This is a genomic window from Staphylococcus parequorum (assembly GCF_039237145.1).
GTDB classification, from domain to species: Bacteria; Bacillota; Bacilli; order Staphylococcales; family Staphylococcaceae; genus Staphylococcus; species Staphylococcus equorum_A.
The window spans coordinates 2,239,492-2,264,171 of record NZ_CP150682.1 but is presented as its reverse complement, the minus strand read 5'-3'; the positions used below and the strand labels follow the sequence as shown (position 1 = coordinate 2,264,171).

The following is a 24,680-nucleotide window of genomic DNA, read 5'->3' as shown; positions in this document are numbered from 1 at the left end:
ATTTTGAATTATATAAATTGAATAAGTTATCAAAAAAGCGTTAAGACAAAGTGGTTTAAGTTTTGTCTTAACGCTTTTGTGTTTAAATTACATGGACAGTAATGTAATTTAGTAAATACTTGAAATACGCACATCATTAATTCCTGTGATTTGAACATATTGTGCTAGGAAATATGCAACAATTAAAATAGAACTTACAACTACGATTAATAAAAGATCTTTATACGAGAAAGGTGCATAATAATAGTATGTTCTAGGTCCGTCTTTAAATCCTTTCTTCTCCATAGCAACTGATAATTGATGCGCTTTTCTAATGTTTTGACTTAGTAGTGGTATTACAAGATGTTTTAAACGTTTAAAGCCTCTGTAATTACGTGAATCAATCATTTGATAGCGCATTTTCAATGATTTTCTGAGTTGAAATAATGAAGTGAACATTAAAGGAACCATTCTAATTGCTGCCATAAATGCATATGCTATTTTAGGTTTAACTTTAAGATGTTGCATAAGACTATAAAAAATCATGACAATTTGTGATGTGAAGGCAATTAAAATTCCAAAAAGAGAAATAGTTGTCGTACGCATTGCTAAGTGCAAACCACGATATAAACTTTCGGTAGTAATTTGAATAAAGCCTAATTTAAATATTGTATGTGTGCCATCACCATAGAAAATCATGAATAAAGCAGATATCAAACTAAAAGTGATAGTAAAGAGTATGAAAATAAAAGTGATTTTGAATTGCAATCCATTAAATAAAAGTAAAAATATCAACATTAATAACATTATATAGAGCATGTAATCAAATTGATGTACAAAGATAACAAAGAAAAACAAAATGACTGCCATTGCTAATTTAGTAATAATGTTGACGTCGTCAACAAATGAATAGTGTTTTTTCCATATCTCAAACATAAGTATCACCCTTTAGTTCAGTTAATTGATGTTGATTGACATGAAGTCTTCGGGTTGGATACCGTGCAATAATTTCTGAATCATGCGTTACCATTACAATCGTTTGTCCATTTTGTACACGTGATTGGAATAATTTAATAAGGTTGAATGTATTATGACTATCGAGACCAAAGGTAGGTTCATCAAGTAAAATAAAGTCAGAAGATGAACTTAGTGCAATTGCAACGCTTAGACGTCTTTTTTGACCCATAGACAGTTCATATGGATGTTGTGCTTTAACTGCTTGTAAATTAAGTATTTCAAGCATATTCTGTGTTTCTCGCTCAGCTTCAACAGTTGAACGTGTTTTATTCTTATATTGAATATAAATTTCATCATATACAGAATGAGTAATAAATTGTAATTCGGGGTTTTGATAAACTAAATACATATGCTTTGCGGCAGTTTTAATTTTTGATAATGCATGATTGTTAAAATACATTTTACCATCATATTTAATGAGTTGCATCATCGATTCTATTAAGGAAGTTTTGCCGCTACCATTTGAGCCAGTGATGGTGATCCATTCGCCAGCACAAATGTTTAATTCTGATATGTTGATTAGTTGCTGTTTACCTCGTTTAATCAAGCCGTTTTTAAATTTAAAGGTATCATCTGATTGTTGTGTAGTTGAAACATGTTGTGTTTTTAATGATGGTGGGGCGGATTGCCAAGCATTAGGATGCCACACACCATATTCCGTTAATAGATGCTCATAGTCATGCAATATCTTATTAGGAGGTGCATCGGCTATTATGGCACCATCATAATTTAATAGAATGACACGATCAACATGTTGCCAAATATGTTCTACTTTGTGCTCTACAATTAATACAGTTTGGTCATGCCACAATGCTTTTATTTTTTGCCATAAATCCGCAGTTGCATCCACATCTAGCATTGCTGTTGGTTCATCTAAGAATAGGGTGTTTGCTTGTTGTAACAAAGTTTCTGCAATTGCTAATTTTTGTTTCATTCCACCGCTTAATTGATTAATATGTTGATTTTCATCGACATTTAAATCTACTGCTGCTAAGGCAGATTGAATACGGCTTTCCATTTCATCGCGTGGTACACGCAAGTTTTCTAAAACAAAAGCAAGTTCCTCATATACTTTTGGCATACAAAATTGAGTGTCTGGATCTTGAAAAATAACGCCACAATCCTCATCAATTTGTAATTCATCATATTTCATAGGTAAATCTATAAGATTAGGAACGATACCACTTAAAACGTTTAATAACGTACTTTTACCTGAACCAGAAGGACCTAAGAGCAATACTTTTTCTTTGTCTTTTATATGAAGTGTTAAATTATCAAATATTTTATTATGACCGTTAGGGTATTTTAAACGTAAATTTTTTGTGACTATCAAGTTTATTGCTCCTTATAAATTGTCGTAATCGCTCTGAGTTGCAGGTCTGAATAATTTAGTGACACCAGTTTGATCTAAGGCTTTCACAATATAGTAAGATAAAAGGCCTGCTACGACAATTCCACTTATAAGTCTAAATACTATATATAATGTAAGGTTCCAACCAGCTATTTCACCGAGATAACCATAAGCAAAATCTAATGGCAATGTTGATACTGAAGCCAAGAAACCGGCTAACATTGCAACCATTGCTGAGCGAGATTTATATCTGAAAAGCGCAAAGATGAGTTCACATGCTAATCCTTGTATTAAAGCATAAACCATTGTAGCAATATCAAAACGGCCCATGACAATCGTTTCACCAGCACCTGCAGCAAATTCGGCTAAAATAGCGATACCTGCTTTTGGAATAATAAGATAAGCTACAATAGCTGCCATAAACCAGGCTCCGTAAGTTAGTTCTTCAAAATGAAGCCCTGTAACTTGTAGTGCTTTATAGACAAAATTCCAAATGTTATAAATGACGGCGAAAACTACTGCTATTAATACAGTTACTAGTATCTCAGAAAGTTTTAATCCTTTTGACATATATACTCCTCCTATATAAAAAAACGCACAACCTTCTAGAAAGGTGCGCGTTAAATACAGGCATACGGATACCATTTTTTAATAAGTATCGCAGTACACTTTCCTACGCTAGTTTAATCTAGATCAGGTTCAAAGGGTTTGAGGGTATACCTCATCTCAGTCACTAAACACCCCTAGTGCGAATGATTATTTAATTTAACTCTAATGTATGATTTTTAATCACTTCTGTCAAGGTTGTAAATGAAGCTAATAAAAAATATTATGTATTTCAAGATATATTTAGCCTTCTACTATATTAAAATAGCTATATGTTTCATGTTAGGCGGAAAGTGAGGGAATATGGCAGAAAACTAAAAAAAGAGCGAAACAGCAATCAAAAATTTGATTCTGCATTTTCGCTCCCACAAAGTAGAATAGCTATCAAATAGCTACTACTAGTATAATAATTAAGCCTGACACAGGTATTTATGTCTAAGTGATACTTTTATTAATCAAAAGTATCTTGAATATTTTTTTGCGTTTCTTCGCTATTTTTTTCAGATGAATCTTTTTCATCTTTTAATTTATCTTCAGTTTCTTTAGCTTTTTCAGCTGCTTTTTTATTTAATTCTTCTTTACTCATAAACAAAACACTCCTTCATGTTTAATCATCTATACAACCTAAATACCACGAAGAGCAAAGGGCTAAACAAAAGTACTTAAAAAATGGAGGAGAAAACTGTAAAATTAAAAGTAATATTAAATAAATTGTTTAGAGTAAAGGTATATGTGGAAATTTGACTATACAACTAATTTATATCATACTATAGACTTATTTATTGAGATTATTAAAGACAAGAGCTAAATGTTAATATATAATAACTTTGAGGTGAATGGTATGTCTTTTATGAAGAAACACGCTGAGATATTATATAGTTATATTATAGGCATCGTTTCGCTTTTCACAGGTCTCATCATTTTAATTAATTTACCAATGATTCATAAATTAAATGGCAAAGGTAAAATTGATTTACACATTCATAATGTATGGGATTTTATAAACGCATTTTTTGCTGAAATAATTAGGGTAATGAGCAATTACATAGGGAATTTTCCAGTAGTTAGCGCCATTTTAATAATTATATTTGGCATTGGATTAATTATGCTAGGAATGACTTTATTTAGAACAACACGATATGACTACGATATTTCAATATTCTTTTTAGTTATTGGTATTCTCTTCTTTATCATAACGCTAATCTTGATGACCCAAGTTTATAGTTTTTTCGCTATTATTTTCGTAATACCATTTGTGATTCACATTGGTTATATCGTTTATAAAGATGAGTTAAATAAAGAACATAGAAAATATCATTATTTATGGATTATTTTCAGTTATGGGTTTAGTTATTTGATAACACAATTGGTGTTATATGGAAGAATTGAGAGTGATGAAATTATACCAATTGACATCTTAAGCGTTAACACATTTTTCATAATTATGTGGTTACTGGGACAAATGTCAATTTGGAATTTCTTATTCTTAAGAAGATCATTACCATTAACAAAACAGGAATTAGGCGAAGAAGAACCAGAATTATCTAGAACGAGTAAAGACACTGTAACGAACCAAACGATGGAACGTTGGAAAACTTTACAAGACAAAACGACAGAATTTACGCGTAAGACTCGTAGAAGTGTAGATATTCAGAAAGCAAGAGATAAGAAAGATAAATTTATTGAAAAATGGAAGAATATTATTGATATACAAGATGATGATGTTCCAAATTGGATGAAGAAACCAAAATGGATTAAACCTAGTTATGTAGAATTATTTTGTGGCGCGGTTTTATTATTCTTCACATTGATTGAATTTAATAATAGAAATTCATTATTTGTTTCTGGTAATTGGGAGATTGGCCAAACGCAATATGTCATTGAATGGATAACGTTGTTCATCTTAATGATTATCATCATTATTTATATTTTAACGACATTGACGAATTATTTGAAAGGCCGATTTTATTATCTACAATTATTTATGGTAAGTTTATTATTCTTTAAATTATTTACTGAATTTATGAATATCATGGTTCACGGATTATTGCTTTCAATTTTCATTACACCGATTTTAGTTATGATGTTAATTGCAGTTGTAGTAGCGTTTATAATTAAATTACGAGAACCTTCTAGAGATTAAAAACTTAATAATGTTGTTTGACGAACCTATCTTCCAATCGGTTGGAAGATAGGTTTTTTTATTAAGAAAGTTTAAGAATGACAAATACTTAGTCAAAACGTTTGAGTTAAATGAATATTAATGATGTTACGATGTACTTGAAATGATAAAATAGGTAAGCGACAGATAAATATAAAAAAATAGTAGAAAGGCTGACATAATTTTATGAAAACTGCCACATTAAATAGAGGTAAAGAAACAAAATATTTAAATGAATATCCATTGGTAAGTGAAGATGATATTTACGCACATGATCACTTACATGAAGGAGATTTATTTCAGCTACTAAATGATAAAGATCAGTATATCGCAACTGCGTATGTTGGACGTCAACATAAAGGCATCGGTTGGGTATTGAGTTACTCACGTGATGAAGTGGTTAATACACAATTTTTTGAAAAATTATTTGATATTGCGAAAAAAGAACGTGAATATTTTTATAATGTAGAGGGCACAAATGCATTTAGAGTATTTAACGGCGAAGGTGATGGTGTTGGTGGTCTCACAATCGACAACTACAATGGTCATTACTTAGTTCAATGGTATTCTAAAGGAATCTATAAGTTCCGTTATAATATTTTGAGTGCACTGAAAGCAATATTCGGTTATACGTCAATTTTTGAAAAATTACGTTTTAAAGATGCCGCTGTAGAAGGTGGCTTCGTTGACGGAGATGCACCAGAATTTCCAATTGTCATCGAAGAAAACTTCACATTTTACAATGTACATTTAAACGATGGACCTATGACAGGTATCTTTTTAGATCAAAGAGAAGTAAGAAAGAAATTAAAAGAGCAATACGCGCAAGATAAAAATTTACTAAACTTATTCAGTTATACAGGGGCATTCTCAGTTGTAGCTGCAGATAATGCAGAGATGACAACAAGTGTTGATTTAGCTAACCGCTCTCGTGCGCTTACTGAAAGTAATTTCGGTTTAAATTCTATAGACCCGGCGTCACAATATATTTATGTTATGGATACTTTTAATTTCTATAATTATGCACGTCGTCATGATTTCTTCTACGATACAATTGTGATTGATCCACCAAGTTTTGCGAGAAACAAGAAAAAAACATTTTCTGTCTTAAAAGACTACGATAAATTAATCGTTGGTGCACTGGATATACTAGGTCCTGAAGGTACATTACTATTATGTACAAACAACAGTACATTTTCATTAAAAGCATTTAAAAATGTAGTTACGGAAACGTTAACTAAAGAAGAAGTGGACTTTGAAATCATTGATGTCATGGGCTTACCAAAAGATTTTAAAACGCATGCACACTACAAACCTTCAAAATATTTAAAAGCGATTTTTGTAAAAATACAGTAAAGTGTGAAAAAACGGGTATTATTCTTAGTGTATAGAAATTACTAAGGAGTGAATATAATGAGTTTTAAAAATAAAATCACAAATAACGTTACACAAAAAGTAGGAAACAAAGTTTTAAATATAGAAGATATAAAAAATAAAGGTAGTATACCAACAACATATAACGAAATTGAAGAGCGTCGCCAACGTGCAGAGGCTTTAGTGAGAAAAAAATCAATGCTATCATCTGGCGTAAGTGTAGTACCTATTCCAGGTTTAGGCTTCAGTGTAGATATTAAACTTATGAAAGATGTTATTGAAGACGTAAATAAGATTTATGGTCTTGATCATAAACAAGTTAATACAATGGGAGACGACATGAAAGAACGTGTGCTAACTACGGCGGCAATTCAAGGTAGCCAATTTATCGGTAAAAAAGTATCTAGTGCTATCCTCAAAGTAGTTATTCGTGATGTAGCGAAACGTACTGCAGCAAAACAAACGAAATGGTTCCCAGTAGTAGGTCAAGCAATCACTGCTTCTATAAGTTATTATTTCATGAAAAAAATAGGCAATGATCATATCCAAAAATGTGAAAAAGTTGTTAAATCACTCGTGTAAAACTACAGCGTTTTCACAAATTGTTAAATAATCGCTGAATATTGTCATGACATGGGTGCAAGGAATTGAATTTATATATATAATTTGGTAATCTTATTATATAAAACTATGTTAGGTTTTATAATAAACTAACGATTCTAACTATACGAAGGAGAAATAAATTATGGAACAAAAATCATATGTAATTATCGATGAAACAGGTATTCACGCTCGTCCAGCGACAATGCTTGTTCAAACTGCCTCAAAATTTGATTCAGATATTCAATTAGAATATAACGGTAAAAAAGTTAACTTGAAATCAATCATGGGTGTTATGAGTTTAGGTGTAGGTAAAGATGCTGAAATCACTATCTACGCTGATGGTAGCGATGAAAAAGACGCAATCGAAGCAATCACTGAGATTTTATCTAAAGAAGGATTAACTAAATAATATGTCTAACTATATAAATGGTATTGCTGCATCTGATGGTGTAGCGATTGCCAAAGCATATTTATTAGTTGAACCAGATCTTTCATATAATAGTGAAAAGATTACAGATATCGACGCTGAAATTGCTAAGTTCAATGATGCCATCGAAACATCTAAAGTTGAATTAACAAAAATAAGAAATAACGCTGAAAAAAATCTAGGTGCTGATAAAGCAGCAATTTTTGATGCTCATTTATTAGTTTTAGATGATCCAGAGTTAATTCAACCGATTGAAGACAAGATTAAAAATGACCAAGTTAACGCACCAACTGCATTATCTGAAGTAACTGGACAATTCATTACTATATTTGAAAATATGGATAATGAATACATGAAAGAACGTGCTGCTGATATCCGTGACGTTTCTAAACGTGTGTTAGCACATATTTTAGGTGTAGAGTTACCAAACCCAAGTATCATTGATGAAAGCGTTGTTATAATCGGAAACGATTTAACACCTTCAGATACTGCTCAGTTAAATAAAGAATTCGTGCAAGGCTTTGTAACAAATATTGGTGGAAGAACATCACACTCAGCAATTATGAGCCGTTCTTTAGAGATTCCTGCAGTTGTAGGTACAAAATCTATTACTAAAGACGTTAAACAAGGCGATATGATTATCGTTGATGGATTAACTGGTGAAGTAATTATTGATCCTACAGATGATGAAGTGATCGCTTATGAAAATAAACGTGAACGTTTCTTCGAAGATAAAAAAGAATTACAAAAATTGCGCAATGAAGAAACAAAAACAATTGACGGTAAACATGCTGAATTAGCTGCAAACATCGGTACACCTAATGATTTAAAAGGTGTTATTGAAAATGGTGCAGAAGGTATTGGTTTATATCGTACGGAATTTTTATATATGGGTAGAGATGAAATGCCTACTGAAGATGAACAATTCGAAGCCTATAAAAAAGTTTTAGAAACGATGGAAGATAAACGTGTTGTTGTACGTACATTAGATATCGGTGGCGATAAAGAGTTACCATATTTGAATCTACCTGAAGAAATGAATCCATTCTTAGGTTATCGTGCGATTCGTTTATGTTTAGACCAACCTGATATTTTCAGACCGCAACTTCGTGCATTATTACGTGCATCTGTTTACGGTAAATTAAATATCATGTTCCCAATGGTTGCAACAATCAATGAGTTCCGTGATGCTAAAGCATTATTACTTGAAGAAAAAGAAAACTTAAAACAAGAAGGTACAGAAGTTTCTGATGATATTGAATTAGGTATCATGGTTGAAATTCCTTCAACTGCTGCATTAGCAGATGTCTTCGCAAAAGAAGTTGACTTCTTCAGTATTGGAACGAATGATTTAATTCAATATACAATGGCGGCTGACCGCATGTCTGAACGCGTTTCATACTTGTATCAACCATACAATCCTTCAATTTTACGTTTAGTAAAACAAGTGATCGAAGCATCACATAAAGAAGGTAAATGGACTGGTATGTGTGGCGAAATGGCAGGCGACGAAATCGCTATTCCATTACTATTAGGCTTAGGATTAGATGAATTCTCAATGAGTGCTACATCAGTACTTAAAGCGCGTCGTCAAATCAAAGGTTTAAGCCAAAATGAAATGGAAGAATTGTCACAAAGAGCAATTAATTGTGCAACTTCTGAAGAAGTACAAGAACTAGTTGAGCAATATGCTAAATAATAAATAATAATTGAACATTTGAGTTCGAAAAAAGCTGATAGACCATTTATAGTGGCGCTATCAGCTTTTTTATTTTGCTATGAATTAAAAAAATTAAGAATTAACGTAGTAAGTCATTGCATGTTGTTAAACAGTAACTTTGTAATAACACTAAAAATCATATAGTTTAGGAAGTGAAAGATTTACTCATTCAAATGTAGAATAGCTACATTGCTTGATGATTATTCTATATTTAAAGTATGGTTGATTTTATCAATGTCAATTTGGTACATCGGCTCATTATTCAACAAGATAAAAGGTGTGGCGAAAGCATCATAGTCTATCATTTCATTTCTATATTTGGAATTTGAGATGTTTTTTTCGCTATATGACACGCCTTTATCTGACAAATAGTTTTTAATAAAAGTACAAGGTGGGCATTCATTTTGCGTATAAATAATTATTTGATCCATTAAAACTCATCCTTCCTATTTTAAATTCGATATACTTTAATATAAGAAACTTTTTAAATTATTACAAATCTTTGACTTACATGCAAGTGGTCATTAATTTGTCACTATATTTTGAACGCAACTTATTTCAATACAACGTAAAGCAGTTTATAATGAATAAACGTTGTGATTTTTGTCACAAATAAATAAAAAAGGTGATATTATGGATTCAGTTGAATTAGCCCGTTTTTTAACTGCGATGACACTCGCGGTTCATATCATATTCGCAACGATTGGTGTGGGCGTGCCATTAATGTTTGCTGTTGCTGAATTTTTAGGTATAAAAAGAAATGATCCAAAATATATAACATTAGCCAAAAGATGGTCTAAAGGATATACCATTACGGTAGCTGTTGGTGTTGTGACAGGTACAATTATTGGACTGCAATTATCACTATTATGGCCAACATTTATGCAAATGGGTGGTCACGTTATTGCATTACCATTATTTATGGAAACATTTGCTTTCTTCTTTGAAGCAATTTTCTTAAGTATCTATTTATATACATGGGATAGATTTAAGAGTAAATGGACCCATTTCCTTATTAGTATTCCCGTCATTATAGGTGGTACATTCTCAGCATTTTTCATTACAGCGGTCAATTCATTTATGAATACACCAGCTGGCTTCGATATGAAAGATGGAAAAATGGTTAACGTCCAACCTTGGGCAGCAATGTTTAACGAATCGTTCTTAATTAGATCGTTCCACGTTGTTGCTACAGCACTTATGACGATGGCATTTGTACTTGCTGCAATTGCTGCATTTAAATTATTGAAAAACAAATTCAAGAAAGATACAGAATATCATAAAAAAGCATTGAAACTAACAATGATTCTTGGCGTAGTATTTACTTTAGGTTCTATGTTAGCTGGAGATTTATCAGCTAAGTTTCTACATCAAGAGCAACCAGAAAAACTTGCTGCTTATGAATGGCACTTTGAAACAGAGTCCAATGCAGATTTAATATTCTTTGGTAGCTTAGATGAAGAAACACAAGAAGTATCAGGTGCCATAAAAATACCTGGTATACTCAGTTTCTTGGCTGACAATAATACAAACACTGAAGTGAAAGGATTAAATGAGTTTCCAGAAGAACTGCATCCACCGATGATTGTACACTATTACTTTGATATTATGGTTTCAATGGGTGTATTCTGCTTGATTATATCAGGTGCGTTTATATTAACGCTTATATTTAAGAAGTTACGCAAATTCACTTATTCAAAACCAATATTGTATGGTGCATTATTAACTGGACCAGCAGCAATGATTGCAATAGAAGCTGGTTGGTTCTTAACTGAACAAGGTCGTCAACCATGGTTGGTTCGTGGTTACCTTAAAGTAGCTGATGCTGCAACTCAAGCAGGTGGTTTAACACTCGTGACAATATTATTCGGTATCTTATATATGATTTTAATCGTGACTACCGCATATGTATTAATTCGTATGTTCAGAAATAAACCAGCATATAAAGATGTAGAAGAAAATACACCAGAAAGAGGTGATGAGTAATGATATTTGCTTATATAGGTATTACAGTACTTGGAATATTTTTATTCTCTTATATTATTATCGCCTCTATTGATTTTGGTGCTGGGTTCTTTACACTTCACGCAAAAGTAACTAAACAAGATAAACAAATAAACCATTTAATAGGTCGTTATTTAAATCCTGTGTGGGAAGTAACAAACGTATTCTTTGTATTCTTTTTCGTTGGCATCGTAGGATTTTTCCCTGATGCGGCGAAATACTTTGGTACGGTACTACTCGTACCGGCTTCAATAGCATTAATATTACTAACAATTAGAGGTAGTTTTTACGCATTTGAAAATTATGGACCTGATTCAAAACTCATTTGGTTAGCAATGTACGGCTTGTCAGGATTATTTATACCTGCAGCGCTTGCTACAACGCTAACAATATCAGAAGGGGGCTTTATCACAGGTTCAGGTGATAATATAGATTTGGACTGGCTTGAATTAGCCTTGAGTCCTTATTCATGGTCTGTCGTATTCTTAGCTGTTATATCAGTGCTATACATTTCTTCAGGTTTCCTTACGTACTATGCTTCAAAAGCTAAAGACAAACCAGCATATGATTTATTAAGATATTGGTTCTTGTTCTGGGGGCCACCGATGATTGCAATTTCATTATTCGTATTTGTATCGTTAAGACTACAAAACGAAGCGCATTTCTTAAGCGCAGTAACTGATTATTGGTGGATGTTCCTACTAAGCTTTATAAGCTTTATAGGTGTTATGGTACTTACGTTAATGAAAAAATGGCACGGATTTGCATTTATCCTTGTTATACTACAAATGGGATTTGCATTTTTCGGATATGGTGCCAGCAAAATGCCATACATTCTATACCCATATGTTCGTATAGATGAAGGCGTTGTTAATAGTAGCATGGCCATTGCTTTAATTATTGCATTTGTTTTAGGTTTACTTTTACTCATTCCATCGTTAATATTATTATTAAGATTATTTGTTTTCGACAAAGATTATGTCGAAGGAAAAAAAATAAATTATTTTTTAAAATGAGGTATTGATAGTTATTCACTAGTTCGTCTAGACTGATGAATAGCTATCTTATCCGTGATTTTTTAAATTGGAGGACGCATATGGACAAAGAGTATGTGGTTATCGGCTTAGGTCGATTCGGTGGCAGTATAGTAAGAGAACTTAACGCATTAGATATGGATGTTATGGCAATTGATATGAATGAAGCACGTGTAAACGAATATAGTGATATTGCGACACATGCTGTCATTGCTGACACAACAGATGAAGCTGTTATGAAAAGTTTAGGTATCAGAAATTTTGATCATGTCATCGTAGCTATAGGTGAGAATATACAATCAAGCACGTTAACAACCTTAATTTTAAAAGAGTTAGGTGTAAAAAAAGTAACAGCTAAAGCGCAAAATGATTATCACGCAAAAATTTTAAATAAAATTGGTGCGGATACGGTTGTTCACCCTGAAAGAGATATGGGAAGAAGAATTGCTCACAATGTCGCAAGTGCAAGTGTGTTAGATTATTTAGAACTTGCAGATGAACATTCAATTGTAGAGATTAAAGCGAGCGAAAAAATGGCTGGCCAAACCATTATAGAATTAGATATTCGAGCACAATTCGGGATAAGTATTATTGCTATAAAAAGAGGTAAAGAAATATTAGTTTCTCCTGACCCTAATATTAGTATTGAAATCGGTGATATATTAATTATGATAGGGCATGATAATGACTTAAATCGTTTTGAGAAAAAAGTGGTTCGATAAATAAGTAATATTGAAGAAGTCTCCAAAACAGGAGGCTTCTTTTTTATTGTTTCGATTATTATACTGCTTAGTTGATGCATAATAAGTAATTTATTTGAGTAAACTAAGAAATGGAAAAAATTCTTTTTTAATAAATTCTTTTTAATAAAAGGGTGTTATATGGTAATATATTATCGAAAATATAGGAGGTGTGCATATGATTATTGTCATGGATGTAGATGGAACAATTTGTTTTAATGGTAGTGATATAGATACAGACATACGTAGTGAATTAAAAAGGTTAGAAGAAAGGCATCAAATAATATTCGCATCTGCTCGTCCAATTAGAGATTTACTACCTGTAGTTAGAGGTTTTGAAAATAAAACTTTAATAGGTGGTAATGGGTCAATTATTTCTCAGAATAAAATCATCTCAGTAATCAAACATATCCCCTCTAATGAGTACGAACATTTAAAAAATATGATTAATGAAAATAGTTTGAATTATATAATTGATGGATCGTTTGATTACGCTGCAAATGTAAATGAAAATAGCAAAATATTTAAACAGTTAGATCCCGATAGAATGGCAAAAAGATTAAAGATGAGTGAAATAGATAATCCAATTAAGATTATCTTAATTGGATTATCAGATAAACTATTTGAATGTTTAAAAATACAATTGAAAAAATATGAGGATAGTTTATCTATAAATTATCATAATGTTGAAAATAACATCGATATAACAGCTAAAGAAATAAACAAGTATACAACTTTAATAAAGATTATTAGTTCAAAACCATATATAGCATACGGAAATGATATAAATGATTTTGAATTACTCAAGCATGCTCAAAAATCCTATTGCGTAGGAGATAATATAGAAATGCTATCGTTTTCTAATGTAAAACAAATACAAAACAATACTTTTTCGGTTGCAGAATCATTAAAATACTATTAATTAAACGAGGTATGTTAATCAATGGTACAAGACTTAAAAAGTACCATCTTAAGCAGTCGAAATTATAGAACTCTTTTACACAGCAAAATAATCAATTTGTATAAAATAGATTAGTCATAGCAAAACAGTCCACACAATGTCAAAACATTGTGTGGACTGTTTTATAATACCTATGATTCGGATGATTGATTTGTTTCATCTTTTTTAGGTTTAGGTTTTGGATTGTTATTGTTTTTTTTCTTGTCTTGATTGTTAGGCTTTGGATTTTTTGTTGGTGCTTTCGTGTTGTTGTTTTTAGGTTTGTCATTTTTAGGGCTAGGTTTCTTAGCAAATGATTGGTTGTTATCTTCATTTACTTTCATAATGACTGGTAAGATCATTGGTTTACGTGCAGTCTTTTCAAATAGATAAGGCTGTAACGTTTCAATGATTGATGATTTAATTTGATGCCATTGAATCTCTGGATTTTGATTTAATTTTGAAATAACATCCGTTTTGATTCTACGTTGTGCATCATAAATCAATTGTCCAGATTCGCGCATGTATACGAAACCACGTGAGATAATATCAGGTCCAGAAAGTAGTTTATTTGTTTTGAAGTCTATGCTTACAACGACAATCACTAAACCTTCTTCTGATAATAATTTACGATCACGAATGACTACATTACCGATATCGCCAATACCACTACCATCAACCAATACATTACCTGATGGAATTCTACCAGCTTTTCTAGCAGAGTCATGTGTCAATGCTAAGACATCACCTATATCAAAGATAAACACATTATCTGGTTCAACGCCACACTCAATACCTGATTGACCGTGTGCTTTTAGCATACGATATTCACCATGGATTGGTAAAAAGAACTTAGGGCGTAACAGACGTAACATTAATTGTTGATCGCCTTTAGAACCATGGCCAGAAGTGTGAATATTAGATACTTTATTATGAATAACTTCAGCACCTGCACGATAAAGTGAATTTATTGTGCGGTTAATACTTTTCGTATTACCTGGAATAGGTGAAGAACTAAATACAACTGTATCTTCAGGGATGATTTTAATTTGTTTATGTGTCCCGTTGGCAATTCTAGATAATGCTGCCATTGGTTCACCTTGAGAACCTGTACATAGAATCAATAATTCATGCTTAGGTACGGTGTTGATTTTATTCGGCTCAACAAACGTTTCTGGTGGTGCTTTGATATAGCCTAATTCCATACCAATCTTAATGTTGTTTTCCATTGAACGACCAAATGTAACAATTTTACGATTGTGTTTAATTGCAGCTTCAACTGCTTGTTGCACACGGTAAATGTTTGATGCAAATGTAGCAAATATGATTCGACCTTTACAATCATGGAATATCTTTTCAACATTTTGACCCACTTCACGTTCACTTAGCGTAAAGTCTGGTACAAGTGAATTAGTAGAGTCAGAAAGCAAACAAAGTACGCCTTCTTCACCTAATTTTGCCATTTTAGCTATATTTGCAGGTTCACCAACTGGTGTGAAATCAAATTTGAAGTCACCCGTATGCACAATATTTCCTTCTGGCGTGTTAACGATAACACCATATGCTTCTGGAATACTATGTGTAGTTAGATAGAATGAAACTTCAAAATGCTTAGATTTTATGACACTGCTTTCATCAATTTCAATAAGTTCTGCAGTTCTTAATAAATGATGTTCTTCTAATTTATTTCTGATTAAACCTAAAGCTAATGGTCCACCATATATAGGCACATTAATTTGCTTTAATAGGTAGGGCACACCACCTATATGGTCCTCATGTCCGTGAGTGATAAACAGACCAACAATTTTATCTTGGTTCTGTTCTAAATAAGTAATATCAGGAATGACATAGTCGATACCTAATAAATTATCATCAGGGAATTTGATACCTGCATCGATAATAACGATTTCGTCCTGATACTCAACGGCATAAGTATTTTTACCAATTTCGCCTAAGCCACCAAGCGCATAAACCGCAACTTCATTTTTGTGAATTTGTTTCATTATTCAGCTTGCTCCACATTGAAGTGATCTGATTGTTTTTCGTATTCTAAATGTGCGCCCTCTAATTTAGTAATAAATTCAATGTTAAAGTTACGATCCTTTAAATATCTTCTTACTTGTTCTTCTGTTTGTCCTTCAACGTAAATTGTTTGTGTGTGTTCACGTACTATTACTTCTTCTTTTGTTTTTTGAAAAAAAACTTTAAATACTGCCATTTTATATATTTCCTCCTAAAATCATGTGTGATTTTTAATTTTGTATAGTAAAACCCTAGTAATATAAAAGTGTTAAGTATCCATTGGTTATTTGAAATTAACTGCACTTCTAATTATGCATGGACGCTGATACTGTATATAAATAGAACATACTAGTTTTTTTGCCCAGTATGTTTCTAGGGAGATCTTCAGTTCGTTCGTTTAGAAAACTACAAACACTTATGTTTCATATGTTTTCAGTTATTTCTCATTTTACATGATGTAGTAGAATAAATAAAGCAGTTTTATCTTTAGTGCCTCTTTTAATAAGTACAAATAATTTCATTTTTATTATAATTAATATTTAATCAGCAAATTCAAATCTTTAGTTATGTAAAATACTGTAATAAATCATCATAAAACTTGAGTGTGCGTTGAAAGTTAATTATGATGAAAGAGAGTTATTATTTAATATTTCATAGAGTAATATATTAAATTATAGAAACGATAGATGGGTAAGGGTGGTAGAAATGGATCGAGTGAATAGAATTATAGAAGATGTTAAAAAAGAAAAAAATCGAAACGATAAAATATTTCAAGATATCACTTTTGAAATCCGTACAGAACAAGTAATCATGTTTTTTAATTATAATGAAATAATTGATACTGTAAATGGTGATCAAAATTACGTTAAACATAATCATGACCCAGAATTTATAGACATTAAAGAATTAAACGATTTAAAGACAGAACTCAAAAAATTAGATATACCATTTACTGAACGAAGAGATGACTTTATGTAAAAAATGCCGTTAGCTTTGAGAAATCCTCAATGTGCTAACGGCATATTATTTTTAATAGCTTAAACTTCTACTGCATCTTCATGTGGCGTAAGTGGGTTGTTTGGATCAATATGATCATAAAACATTACGCCATTAATATGGTCTATCTCATGTTGAACGACAACAGCTGGGTAACCTTTTAAACGTAATTTCACGTCATTACCATCTATATCTGTAGCTTTTACCGTGATTCGATATTTACGGTGGACGAGTCCTGGAATATTTTCATCTACGCTTAAACAACCTTCGCCAGTTGGTAAATAAGCTTCTTGAACGCTGTGGCTCATGATTTTAGGGTTAACTAATGCTAAATCATAACTTTTGCCATCACCATCATCTGGTAAATAAACTGCTATCATTTTTTTGGCAATATTAATTTGTGGAGCAGCAAGTCCAACTCCTGAGCGAAGTCCATACTTATTAGCTGTTTCCTCATCCTGGCTATTAATTAAAAATTCGCGCATAGCTTTTAAAGTTTCACGATCTTCGTCAGAAAGCGGTATTGTTACATCTTTTGCTTTTTCACGAAGTGTGGGGTGACCATCTCGGATAATATCTTTCATTGTTATCATTTTGTTCATACACCTTCCTTAATATAAAATATACCAAAGTTTAACGCTTAAAATACAGTGATACATTTGATTTCTTATAAAATATTATATAATATAACACACAAATAAAGGAGGATTTCTCAAAAAATGAAATTAAAGTATAGCATCGGTGCAATACTCGCTTCTACAATGTTAGTAGCGGGGTGTACAACAGACAAAGGTGAAATAGAAGATTATAATGAAAAAGTACAAAAAGCATTTGATGAAGAGAAACCTGTATCTTCAGTAGGGAAGAAATTAAATAGTCTTGAACAAGACAAGCAAAAATTAGTTGAGCAAATTAATGGTAAAGACCAAGCAGAAGTGAAAGATACCTCGAAAAAAGTCGTGGACAATGTTGAAGAAAGAGAAAAAACATTTAAAAAAGAAGAAGAAGCTTTAGATAACTCAGAAAAAGCATTTAAAAAAGCTGAAAAGCATGTTGATAATATAAGCGATGAAGATAAGAAAAAAGAAGTGACACAATTGAATCAAGCGCTTAAAGATAAATACAAAGCACATGATGAATACGCCAAAGCATATAAAAACATTTTGAATAAGGAAAAAGATATGTTTGGATACACTTCGGGTGACGAAGTGAGTCAAGAGCAAATAGACAATAAAGCAGAAGCGGTTTCGAAATCATATAAAAATATGAATAAATCATTTGAAAAATACTCGGATGCAATGAATAAAGTGAACAAAGAAAAAGAAGATGTAGACAATCTTTCTTAAATTTAAAAGCGATAAATTTGAATTTTAAATAGCTACGTTATAGCATATGATATGAGGGCGCTTACAATTTTAAGGAAATTACTTTATAGTGACTCGGTTTTGGAGTAGTACAGCGCTATGAAAAACAGTGGTACAGATTAAAAACTGTACTTGTCTTAAGTATTACAGAACTTTTTCAAATTATTTAACAGTGTAACAGTTTTGTGGTACAATATTGAAGGATAAAATAAGTTTCTATTATACGGGAAAGGTATGGTGAATTGAATGGCTCCGAAATTAAAAGCCCAATTCGATGCAGAGAAAGTATTGAAAGATACTGAATCTCAATTTGAAATGATCCAAATCTTGGATGAAGATGGTAACATCGTTAATGAAGATCTAGTACCAGATTTATCAGACGAGCAATTAGTTGAATTAATGGAGAGAATGGTTTGGACACGTATTCTTGACCAACGTTCTATTTCATTAAATAGACAAGGGAGATTAGGTTTCTATGCTCCTACAGCAGGACAAGAAGCTTCGCAATTAGCTTCACAATACGCTTTAGAACAAGAAGATTTTATATTACCAGGTTATCGTGATGTTCCACAATTAATCTGGCAAGGCTTACCTTTAACTGAAGCCTTCTTATTCTCAAGAGGACACTTTAAAGGTAATCAAATGCCTGAAGGCGTTAACGCATTAAGCCCACAAATTATTATCGGTGCACAGTATGTTCAAACTGCTGGTGTAGCGCTTGGTATTAAAAAACGTGGTAAAAGTGCTGTAGCAATTACTTATACTGGTGATGGTGGTTCGTCACAAGGTGATTTCTACGAAGGTATTAACTTTGCTTCTGCATATAAAGCACCTGCAATTTTCGTTATACAAAATAACAATTATGCGATTTCAACGCCACGTAGCAAGCAAACTGCTGCTACTACATTAGCTCAAAAAGCTATTGCAGTTGGTATCCCAGGTATTCAAGTTGATGGTATGGATGCTTTAGCAGTATACCAAGCAACTAAAGAAGCGCGTGATCGTGCTGTTAATGGTGAAGGTCCAACTTTAATTGAAACAATCACTTATCGTTATGGTCCACATACTATGGCTGGAGATGACCCAACGAAATACAGAACATCTGATGAAGATTCTGAATGGGAGAAAAAGGATCCATTAGTTCGTTTCAGAAAATATCTTGAAAATAAAGGTTTATGGACTGGCGATAAAGAAAATGAAGTTATCGAACGTGCAAAATCTGAAATTAAAGTTGCTATTAAAGAGGCAGATAATACTGAAAAACAAAAAGTTACTGACTTGATGGAAAACATGTATGAAGAAATGCCTCAACATTTAGCAGAGCAATATGAAATCTATAAAGAGAAGGAGTCGAAGTAACCGATGGCACAAATGACAATGGTTCAAGCGATTAACAACGCGCTTAAAACCGAATTACAAAACGATGAAAATGTTTTACTTTTCGGTGAAGACGTCGGTGTTAACGGTGGTGTTTTCCGTGTAACTGAAGGTTTACAAAAAGAATTCGGTGAAGACCGTGTATTTGATACACCTTTAGCTGAATCTGGTATTGGTGGTCTAGCTTTAGGCTTATCTACTCAAGGATACCGTCCAGTAATGGAAGTACAATTCTTAGGATTTGTATTTGAAGTATTCGACTCTATAGCAGGACAAATTGCGCGTACGCGTTTCCGTTCTGGTAACTCTAAACAATCACCTGTTACTGTTCGTGCACCATTTGGTGGTGGCGTTCATACACCAGAATTGCATGCTGACAACTTAGAAGGTCTTTTAGCTCAATCACCAGGTTTACACGTTGTAATTCCGTCTAATCCGTATGATGCTAAAGGATTATTAATCTCAGCAATCAGAAGTAATGACCCAGTTGTATATTTAGAACATATGAAATTATACCGCTCTTTCCGTGATGAAGTACCTGAAGAAGAGTACACAATCGAAATTGGTAAAGCAAGTGTGAAACAAGAAGGTAATGACATTACACTTATTGCATATGGTGCAATGGTACAAGAGTCATTAAAAGCAGCAGAAGAGTTAGAAAAAGATGGTTATTCAGTAGAAGTTATTGACTTACGTACAGTTCAACCAATCGATATCGAAACGCTTGTTGCTTCAGTAGAAAAAACAGGACGTGCTGTAGTAATCCAAGAAGCGCAACGTCAAGCTGGTGTTGGAGCACAAGTTGTTTCTGAATTAGCAGAACGCTCTATTCTTTCATTAGAAGCGCCAATCGCTCGTGTTGCAGCGGCAGATACAGTCTATCCGTTTACACAAGCTGAAAATGTTTGGTTACCAAACAAAAACGACATCATTGAAAAAGCGAAAGAAACTTTAGAATTTTAATATATATATTTAATGAAGTAGGATGATATCAGTTTAGTTGATACACCTACTTCATCCAAATTTATATTTATAGCATGAGATAGTGACTTAATTGTTCATCGCTCAATTTCTAATTTTTGACTTAATATGAATTTTTAGGAGGATAATAACGTGGCATTTGAATTTAAATTACCCGACATTGGTGAAGGTATCCACGAAGGTGAAATTGTAAAATGGTTTATTAAATCTGGAGATACAATTGAAGAGGACGATATTTTAGCTGAGGTACAAAACGATAAATCAGTTGTTGAAATCCCATCACCTGTTTCAGGTACTATTGAAGAAGTACTAGTAGATGAAGGTACTGTAGCAGTTGTTGGTGACACAATCGTAAAAATCGATTCACCAGATGCAGAAGAAATGCAATTCAAAGGTAGTGAAAGTGACGATTCAGCAAGTGAAGAAACAGAAGTACCTGCAGAAGAAAGCACTAAAGAAGAAGCACCTGCACAAGCTTCTAAAGACGAAGAAATAGATGAAAGCAAACGTGTTAAAGCAATGCCTTCAGTTCGTAAATATGCTCGTGATAATGGCGTTAACATTAAAGCTGTTTCAGGTTCAGGTAAAAATGGCCGTACAACTAAAGAAGACGTGGACGCATACTTAAATGGTGGCGGAGAAGCAGCTTCAAATGAAAGTGCAGCTACAACAACTGAAGAAACTTCAAGTGCAGCACAATCAACACCAGTTTCTACAGAAGGCGAATTCCCAGAAACAACTGAGAAAATACCTGCAATGCGTAAAGCAATTGGTAAAGCAATGGTTAACTCAAAACACACTGCGCCTCACGTAACATTAATGGATGAAATTGATGTTCAAGAATTATGGGATCACCGTAAAAAATTCAAAGAAGTTGCAGCTGAACAAGGTACTAAATTAACTTTCTTACCTTATGTTGTTAAAGCACTTGTTTCTGCACTTAAAAAATATCCAGCGCTTAACACTTCATTTAACGAAGATGCTGGCGAGATTGTACACAAACATTACTGGAACATCGGTATTGCTGCAGACACTGACAGAGGATTATTAGTTCCTGTTGTTAAACATGCAGACCGTAAATCAATGTTCAGCATCTCAGACGAAATTAACGAACTTGCTGTTAAAGCACGTGACGGAAAATTAGCTGCAGATGAAATGAAAAATGCTACATGTACGATTAGTAATATCGGTTCTGCTGGTGGACAATGGTTCACTCCAGTAATCAATCACCCAGAAGTAGCTATATTAGGCATTGGCCGTATTGCACAAAAACCAATTGTTAAAGATGGAGAAATAATAGCTGCACCAGTATTATCATTATCATTAAGCTTTGACCACAGACAAATTGATGGTGCTACTGGCCAAAATGCTATGAATCATATCAAACGTTTATTGAATAATCCAGAATTATTATTAATGGAGGGGTAAAATATGGTAGTTGGAGATTTCCCAATTGAAACAGACACTATTGTAATCGGAGCAGGACCAGGAGGCTATGTTGCAGCAATTCGTGCAGCACAGTTAGGTCAAAAAGTAACAATCGTTGAAAAAGGCACATTAGGTGGCGTATGTCTTAATGTTGGATGTATTCCTTCTAAAGCATTGTTACACGCTTCACACCGTTATGATGAAACTAAGAACTCAGAAAATTTAGGTGTTATTGCTGAAAGTGTTTCACTTAATTTTAATAAAGTTCAAGAATTCAAACAATCAGTAGTTGAAAAATTAACTGGCGGCGTTGAAGGATTGTTAAAAGGTAATAAAGTAGAAATCGTTAAAGGCGAAGCTTACTTTGTTGATAACAATAGCTTACGTGTTATGGATGAGAAAAGTGCTCAAACATATAACTTTAAAAACGCGATTATTGCAACTGGTTCAAGACCAATTGAAATCCCTAACTTCGAGTTTGGAAATCGTGTAATTGATTCATCTGGCGCTCTAAATTTACAAGAAGTTCCTGGTAAATTAGTAGTTGTTGGTGGCGGTTATATTGGTTCTGAACTTGGAACTGCTTTTGCAAACTTTGGTTCAGAAGTTACTATTTTAGAAGGCGCTAAAGATATCTTAGGCGGTTTTGAAAAACAAATGACGCAACCTGTTAAAAAAGGTATGAAAGAAAAAGGCGTTGACATTGTAACTGAAGCTATGGCTAAATCTGCTGAAGAAACTGAAAACGGCGTTAAAGTAACTTACGAAGTAAATGGCGAAGAACAAACAATCGATGCTGATTATGTATTAGTTACTGTAGGTCGTCGTCCTAACACTGATGAATTAGGCTTAGAAGAATTAGGTCTTAAATTTGCAGAACGTGGATTAATCGAAGTAGACAAACAAAGCCGTACTTCAATCGAAAACATTTTTGCAATTGGTGATATCGTTCCTGGTTTACCACTTGCGCATAAAGCAAGCTATGAAGCTAAAGTAGCAGCTGAAGTAATCTCTGGTGAAGCATCAGAAGTAGATTACATCGGTATGCCTGCTGTATGTTTCACTGAGCCAGAACTTGCTCAAGTAGGTTATACAGAAGCTCAAGCTAAAGAAGAAGGATTAAAAATTACTGCTTCTAAATTCCCTTATGCAGCTAACGGCCGTGCGTTATCATTAGATGACACTACTGGTTTTGTTAAACTTATTACGCTTAAAGAAGATAATACATTAGTAGGTGCCCAAGTAGTTGGTACTGGCGCTTCTGATATTATTTCTGAGTTAGGTTTAGCAATCGAAGCTGGAATGAATGCTGAAGATTTAGCATTAACTGTACACGCTCACCCAACGTTAGGTGAAATGTCTATGGAAGCTGCTGAAAAAGCTATAGGTTTACCAGTACACACAATGTAATTTCATTGTTGTAACAGATATAACGATAGCCTTGTGGGGGCGGGAATACGAAATCAAATTTTGATTTCTGTCCCGCTCCCTTTTTTTATTTTAAAATATAACATCTAAAAGAAACTAAAATATTTGATGAAAAGTAGGAGGGATACTTATATGGAGTATCAATATCCGATAGACCTTGATTGGTCAAATGATGAAATGATGCAAGTTGTATCATTTTTCAATGCTGTAGAATCTTTTTATGAATCAAAAGTAGAAGGTAAATTATTATTAGATCGTTACAGACAATTCAAAACAATCGTTCCTGGAAAAGCAGAAGAAAAACAGATTTTTAAAGAATTCGAAAAAAGTAGTGGATATAATAGTTACCAAGCAGTAAAAACAGTTCAAACTGACAACAGTCAAAAGTTTTTTAGTGCAACTAAAAAATAACTATTGTCATATAAGCTATATTCTGATATTTTTATTAAGCATTAAATAAAATGTTTGATAAAAGTAAACAGTATATAGCTTTTTTATTTTTGCGAAATTTTAGTGTAGTGCACATCATAAAATGCCGTATAATCCTAAAAAGTTAATTTATATAAAGGATGTCATGATGAATATAGGTAAGAAGATTAAAACACTAAGACAAATAAAAAATCTCACTCAAGGAGACTTAGCTGAACGCACAGATTTATCAAAAGGCTATATTTCTCAAATTGAGAATCAATATGCTTCACCAAGTATGGAAACATTTTTGAATATTTTAGATGTTTTAGGTACAAGCGCAAGTGATTTTTTCAAAGAGCCTGAAGAACCGAAAGTATTATATAAAAAGGCATCACAAGTTACTTATGATGAACATGACAAAGGCTATATACTTCATTGGCCAATTTCGCAATCTAATGAGTTTGAAATGGAACCACTTATAATTACTTTAAATGGAAATACTGCATATAAAAATTTTGAACCTTCAAATTCGGATACATTTATATATTGTTTAGCGGGTGAAGTTACATTAATGTTAGGTGGTAATGCGTTTCATGCTGAAATGGGAGATGCGCTTTATTTTAAAGCAAAGCAAGAACATAGATTAATTAATTCTACACCAAATGAAGCTCGAGTTATGATTGTTGCAACCGCATCATATTTATAGGAGGAAGCACA

The 24,680-nt window shown here is 32.8% G+C and carries 25 protein-coding genes and 1 riboswitch; of the genes, 17 read left to right on the top strand and 8 right to left on the bottom strand.

Annotation, left to right across the window (positions count from 1 at the left end; all coding sequences use genetic code 11):
* Window positions 1-108: 108 nt before the first annotated feature.
* The 4 genes from AAA453_RS11125 to graF form a co-directional block, all read right to left on the bottom strand.
* On the bottom strand, window positions 109-915 hold the full coding sequence (locus tag AAA453_RS11125; protein ID WP_427704997.1) for an energy-coupling factor transporter transmembrane component T family protein: 807 nt from the start codon (window positions 913-915) through the stop codon (window positions 109-111).
* The gene (locus AAA453_RS11120; RefSeq protein WP_427704995.1) at window positions 908-2,329 is read right to left on the bottom strand and encodes an ABC transporter ATP-binding protein; all 1,422 of its coding nucleotides are present in this window, start codon (window positions 2,327-2,329) and stop codon (window positions 908-910) included. The genes AAA453_RS11125 and AAA453_RS11120 overlap by 8 nt, the downstream gene beginning before the upstream one ends.
* Window positions 2,330-2,341: 12 nt before the next feature.
* Window positions 2,342-2,917 (bottom strand): ECF transporter S component, encoded by a 576-nt coding sequence (locus AAA453_RS11115; protein WP_069832424.1) that lies wholly within the window; start codon window positions 2,915-2,917, stop codon window positions 2,342-2,344.
* Window positions 2,918-3,000: 83 nt separating this feature from the next.
* Window positions 3,001-3,102: riboswitch (TPP riboswitch) on the bottom strand.
* 302 nt (window positions 3,103-3,404) lie between these two features.
* Window positions 3,405-3,539, bottom strand: a complete 135-nt coding sequence (graF, locus tag AAA453_RS11110) for a glycopeptide resistance-associated protein GraF (RefSeq protein ID WP_218086511.1) — start codon at window positions 3,537-3,539, stop codon at window positions 3,405-3,407.
* 255 nt (window positions 3,540-3,794) lie between these two features.
* On the opposite strand from graF, the gene auxA reads away from it, so the two are divergent.
* The 5 genes from auxA to ptsP all read left to right on the top strand — a co-directional run bounded on the left by auxA (window position 3,795) and on the right by ptsP (window position 9,217).
* Window positions 3,795-5,096: a lipoteichoic acid stability factor AuxA gene (gene auxA / locus AAA453_RS11105; protein ID WP_427704992.1), complete on the top strand. Its 1,302-nt coding sequence runs from the start codon at window positions 3,795-3,797 to the stop codon at window positions 5,094-5,096.
* 204 nt (window positions 5,097-5,300) lie between these two features.
* The gene (locus AAA453_RS11100) at window positions 5,301-6,470 is read left to right on the top strand and encodes a class I SAM-dependent rRNA methyltransferase (RefSeq protein ID WP_285322947.1); all 1,170 of its coding nucleotides are present in this window, start codon (window positions 5,301-5,303) and stop codon (window positions 6,468-6,470) included.
* Window positions 6,471-6,527: 57 nt separating this feature from the next.
* Complete coding sequence (locus tag AAA453_RS11095) at window positions 6,528-7,070, top strand: DUF697 domain-containing protein (protein WP_069832427.1); 543 nt, start codon at window positions 6,528-6,530, stop codon at window positions 7,068-7,070.
* Between the two features lie 163 nt (window positions 7,071-7,233).
* Entirely contained in the window at window positions 7,234-7,500 is a 267-nt protein-coding gene (locus AAA453_RS11090; RefSeq protein WP_069816423.1) for a phosphocarrier protein HPr, read from the top strand.
* A 1-nt stretch (window position 7,501) separates the two neighbouring features.
* Window positions 7,502-9,217, top strand: a complete 1,716-nt coding sequence (gene ptsP / locus AAA453_RS11085; protein ID WP_285322948.1) for a phosphoenolpyruvate--protein phosphotransferase — start codon at window positions 7,502-7,504, stop codon at window positions 9,215-9,217.
* Window positions 9,218-9,438: 221 nt separating this feature from the next.
* On the opposite strand, the gene AAA453_RS11080 is transcribed toward ptsP, so the two are convergent.
* The gene (locus AAA453_RS11080) at window positions 9,439-9,669 is read right to left on the bottom strand and encodes a glutaredoxin family protein (protein WP_285322949.1); all 231 of its coding nucleotides are present in this window, start codon (window positions 9,667-9,669) and stop codon (window positions 9,439-9,441) included.
* A gap of 202 nt (window positions 9,670-9,871) precedes the next feature.
* Here AAA453_RS11080 and AAA453_RS11075 point away from each other — a divergent pair, with 202 nt between their 5' ends.
* The 4 genes from AAA453_RS11075 to AAA453_RS11060 all read left to right on the top strand — a co-directional run bounded on the left by AAA453_RS11075 (window position 9,872) and on the right by AAA453_RS11060 (window position 13,938).
* Window positions 9,872-11,224 (top strand): cytochrome ubiquinol oxidase subunit I, encoded by a 1,353-nt coding sequence (locus AAA453_RS11075; protein WP_285322950.1) that lies wholly within the window; start codon window positions 9,872-9,874, stop codon window positions 11,222-11,224.
* The gene (locus AAA453_RS11070) at window positions 11,224-12,258 is read left to right on the top strand and encodes a cytochrome d ubiquinol oxidase subunit II (RefSeq protein ID WP_427704990.1); all 1,035 of its coding nucleotides are present in this window, start codon (window positions 11,224-11,226) and stop codon (window positions 12,256-12,258) included. The genes AAA453_RS11075 and AAA453_RS11070 overlap by 1 nt, the downstream gene beginning before the upstream one ends.
* 80 nt (window positions 12,259-12,338) lie before the next feature.
* On the top strand, window positions 12,339-12,998 hold the full coding sequence (locus AAA453_RS11065; RefSeq protein WP_002508010.1) for a potassium channel family protein: 660 nt from the start codon (window positions 12,339-12,341) through the stop codon (window positions 12,996-12,998).
* A gap of 196 nt (window positions 12,999-13,194) precedes the next feature.
* A complete protein-coding gene (locus tag AAA453_RS11060; RefSeq protein ID WP_427704987.1) occupies window positions 13,195-13,938 on the top strand; it encodes an HAD-IIB family hydrolase in 744 nt (247 codons plus the stop codon).
* Between the two features lie 170 nt (window positions 13,939-14,108).
* Here AAA453_RS11060 and rnjA read toward each other — a convergent pair whose 3' ends face one another.
* Together rnjA and AAA453_RS11050 are read right to left on the bottom strand one after the other, a co-directional pair.
* Complete coding sequence (gene rnjA / locus AAA453_RS11055; protein ID WP_285322952.1) at window positions 14,109-15,959, bottom strand: ribonuclease J1; 1,851 nt, start codon at window positions 15,957-15,959, stop codon at window positions 14,109-14,111.
* Window positions 15,959-16,174, bottom strand: a complete 216-nt coding sequence (locus AAA453_RS11050) for a DNA-dependent RNA polymerase subunit epsilon (RefSeq protein ID WP_002508008.1) — start codon at window positions 16,172-16,174, stop codon at window positions 15,959-15,961. Before AAA453_RS11050 ends, rnjA begins: the two co-directional genes overlap by 1 nt.
* Window positions 16,175-16,683: 509 nt before the next feature.
* Here AAA453_RS11050 and AAA453_RS11045 point away from each other — a divergent pair.
* The gene (locus tag AAA453_RS11045; RefSeq protein ID WP_285322953.1) at window positions 16,684-16,956 is read left to right on the top strand and encodes a hypothetical protein; all 273 of its coding nucleotides are present in this window, start codon (window positions 16,684-16,686) and stop codon (window positions 16,954-16,956) included.
* Window positions 16,957-17,015: 59 nt separating this feature from the next.
* Here AAA453_RS11045 and def read toward each other — a convergent pair whose 3' ends face one another.
* Window positions 17,016-17,567, bottom strand: a complete 552-nt coding sequence (def, locus tag AAA453_RS11040; protein WP_057511837.1) for a peptide deformylase — start codon at window positions 17,565-17,567, stop codon at window positions 17,016-17,018.
* A 126-nt stretch (window positions 17,568-17,693) separates the two neighbouring features.
* Here def and AAA453_RS11035 point away from each other — a divergent pair, with 126 nt between their 5' ends.
* The 7 genes from AAA453_RS11035 (at window position 17,694) to AAA453_RS11005 (ending at window position 24,669) form a co-directional block, all read left to right on the top strand.
* The gene (locus tag AAA453_RS11035) at window positions 17,694-18,320 is read left to right on the top strand and encodes a YkyA family protein (RefSeq protein WP_069816410.1); all 627 of its coding nucleotides are present in this window, start codon (window positions 17,694-17,696) and stop codon (window positions 18,318-18,320) included.
* A 264-nt stretch (window positions 18,321-18,584) separates the two neighbouring features.
* Entirely contained in the window at window positions 18,585-19,697 is a 1,113-nt protein-coding gene (gene pdhA, locus AAA453_RS11030) for a pyruvate dehydrogenase (acetyl-transferring) E1 component subunit alpha (protein WP_285322956.1), read from the top strand.
* 3 nt (window positions 19,698-19,700) lie between these two features.
* Complete coding sequence (locus tag AAA453_RS11025; protein ID WP_057511840.1) at window positions 19,701-20,678, top strand: alpha-ketoacid dehydrogenase subunit beta; 978 nt, start codon at window positions 19,701-19,703, stop codon at window positions 20,676-20,678.
* 150 nt (window positions 20,679-20,828) lie between these two features.
* Window positions 20,829-22,124: a dihydrolipoamide acetyltransferase family protein gene (locus AAA453_RS11020; RefSeq protein ID WP_427704985.1), complete on the top strand. Its 1,296-nt coding sequence runs from the start codon at window positions 20,829-20,831 to the stop codon at window positions 22,122-22,124.
* A 3-nt stretch (window positions 22,125-22,127) separates the two neighbouring features.
* A complete protein-coding gene (gene lpdA, locus AAA453_RS11015; RefSeq protein WP_069816402.1) occupies window positions 22,128-23,534 on the top strand; it encodes a dihydrolipoyl dehydrogenase in 1,407 nt (468 codons plus the stop codon).
* A 150-nt stretch (window positions 23,535-23,684) separates the two neighbouring features.
* The gene (locus AAA453_RS11010) at window positions 23,685-23,963 is read left to right on the top strand and encodes a UPF0223 family protein (protein ID WP_427704983.1); all 279 of its coding nucleotides are present in this window, start codon (window positions 23,685-23,687) and stop codon (window positions 23,961-23,963) included.
* 166 nt (window positions 23,964-24,129) lie between these two features.
* Entirely contained in the window at window positions 24,130-24,669 is a 540-nt protein-coding gene (locus tag AAA453_RS11005) for a helix-turn-helix domain-containing protein (protein WP_427704980.1), read from the top strand.
* The last annotated feature ends 11 nt before the right edge of the window (window positions 24,670-24,680 follow it).

Coding starts and splice junctions, on each gene's coding strand:
- AAA453_RS11045 (WP_285322953.1), top strand. CDS start 16,684: ATGGATCGAGTGAATAGAATTATAGAAGATGTTAAAAAAGAAAAAAAT.
- AAA453_RS11050 (WP_002508008.1), bottom strand. CDS start 16,174: ATGGCAGTATTTAAAGTTTTTTTTCAAAAAACAAAAGAAGAAGTAATA.
- ptsP (WP_285322948.1), top strand. CDS start 7,502: ATGTCTAACTATATAAATGGTATTGCTGCATCTGATGGTGTAGCGATT.
- AAA453_RS11125 (WP_427704997.1), bottom strand. CDS start 915: ATGTTTGAGATATGGAAAAAACACTATTCATTTGTTGACGACGTCAAC.
- AAA453_RS11090 (WP_069816423.1), top strand. CDS start 7,234: ATGGAACAAAAATCATATGTAATTATCGATGAAACAGGTATTCACGCT.
- AAA453_RS11075 (WP_285322950.1), top strand. CDS start 9,872: ATGGATTCAGTTGAATTAGCCCGTTTTTTAACTGCGATGACACTCGCG.
- AAA453_RS11070 (WP_427704990.1), top strand. CDS start 11,224: ATGATATTTGCTTATATAGGTATTACAGTACTTGGAATATTTTTATTC.
- AAA453_RS11010 (WP_427704983.1), top strand. CDS start 23,685: ATGGAGTATCAATATCCGATAGACCTTGATTGGTCAAATGATGAAATG.
- AAA453_RS11005 (WP_427704980.1), top strand. CDS start 24,130: ATGAATATAGGTAAGAAGATTAAAACACTAAGACAAATAAAAAATCTC.
- pdhA (WP_285322956.1), top strand. CDS start 18,585: ATGGCTCCGAAATTAAAAGCCCAATTCGATGCAGAGAAAGTATTGAAA.
- AAA453_RS11115 (WP_069832424.1), bottom strand. CDS start 2,917: ATGTCAAAAGGATTAAAACTTTCTGAGATACTAGTAACTGTATTAATA.
- graF (WP_218086511.1), bottom strand. CDS start 3,539: ATGAGTAAAGAAGAATTAAATAAAAAAGCAGCTGAAAAAGCTAAAGAA.
- AAA453_RS11035 (WP_069816410.1), top strand. CDS start 17,694: ATGAAATTAAAGTATAGCATCGGTGCAATACTCGCTTCTACAATGTTA.
- rnjA (WP_285322952.1), bottom strand. CDS start 15,959: ATGAAACAAATTCACAAAAATGAAGTTGCGGTTTATGCGCTTGGTGGC.
- AAA453_RS11065 (WP_002508010.1), top strand. CDS start 12,339: ATGGACAAAGAGTATGTGGTTATCGGCTTAGGTCGATTCGGTGGCAGT.
- AAA453_RS11025 (WP_057511840.1), top strand. CDS start 19,701: ATGGCACAAATGACAATGGTTCAAGCGATTAACAACGCGCTTAAAACC.
- AAA453_RS11060 (WP_427704987.1), top strand. CDS start 13,195: ATGATTATTGTCATGGATGTAGATGGAACAATTTGTTTTAATGGTAGT.
- def (WP_057511837.1), bottom strand. CDS start 17,567: ATGATAACAATGAAAGATATTATCCGAGATGGTCACCCCACACTTCGT.
- AAA453_RS11080 (WP_285322949.1), bottom strand. CDS start 9,669: ATGGATCAAATAATTATTTATACGCAAAATGAATGCCCACCTTGTACT.
- AAA453_RS11100 (WP_285322947.1), top strand. CDS start 5,301: ATGAAAACTGCCACATTAAATAGAGGTAAAGAAACAAAATATTTAAAT.
- auxA (WP_427704992.1), top strand. CDS start 3,795: ATGTCTTTTATGAAGAAACACGCTGAGATATTATATAGTTATATTATA.
- lpdA (WP_069816402.1), top strand. CDS start 22,128: ATGGTAGTTGGAGATTTCCCAATTGAAACAGACACTATTGTAATCGGA.
- AAA453_RS11095 (WP_069832427.1), top strand. CDS start 6,528: ATGAGTTTTAAAAATAAAATCACAAATAACGTTACACAAAAAGTAGGA.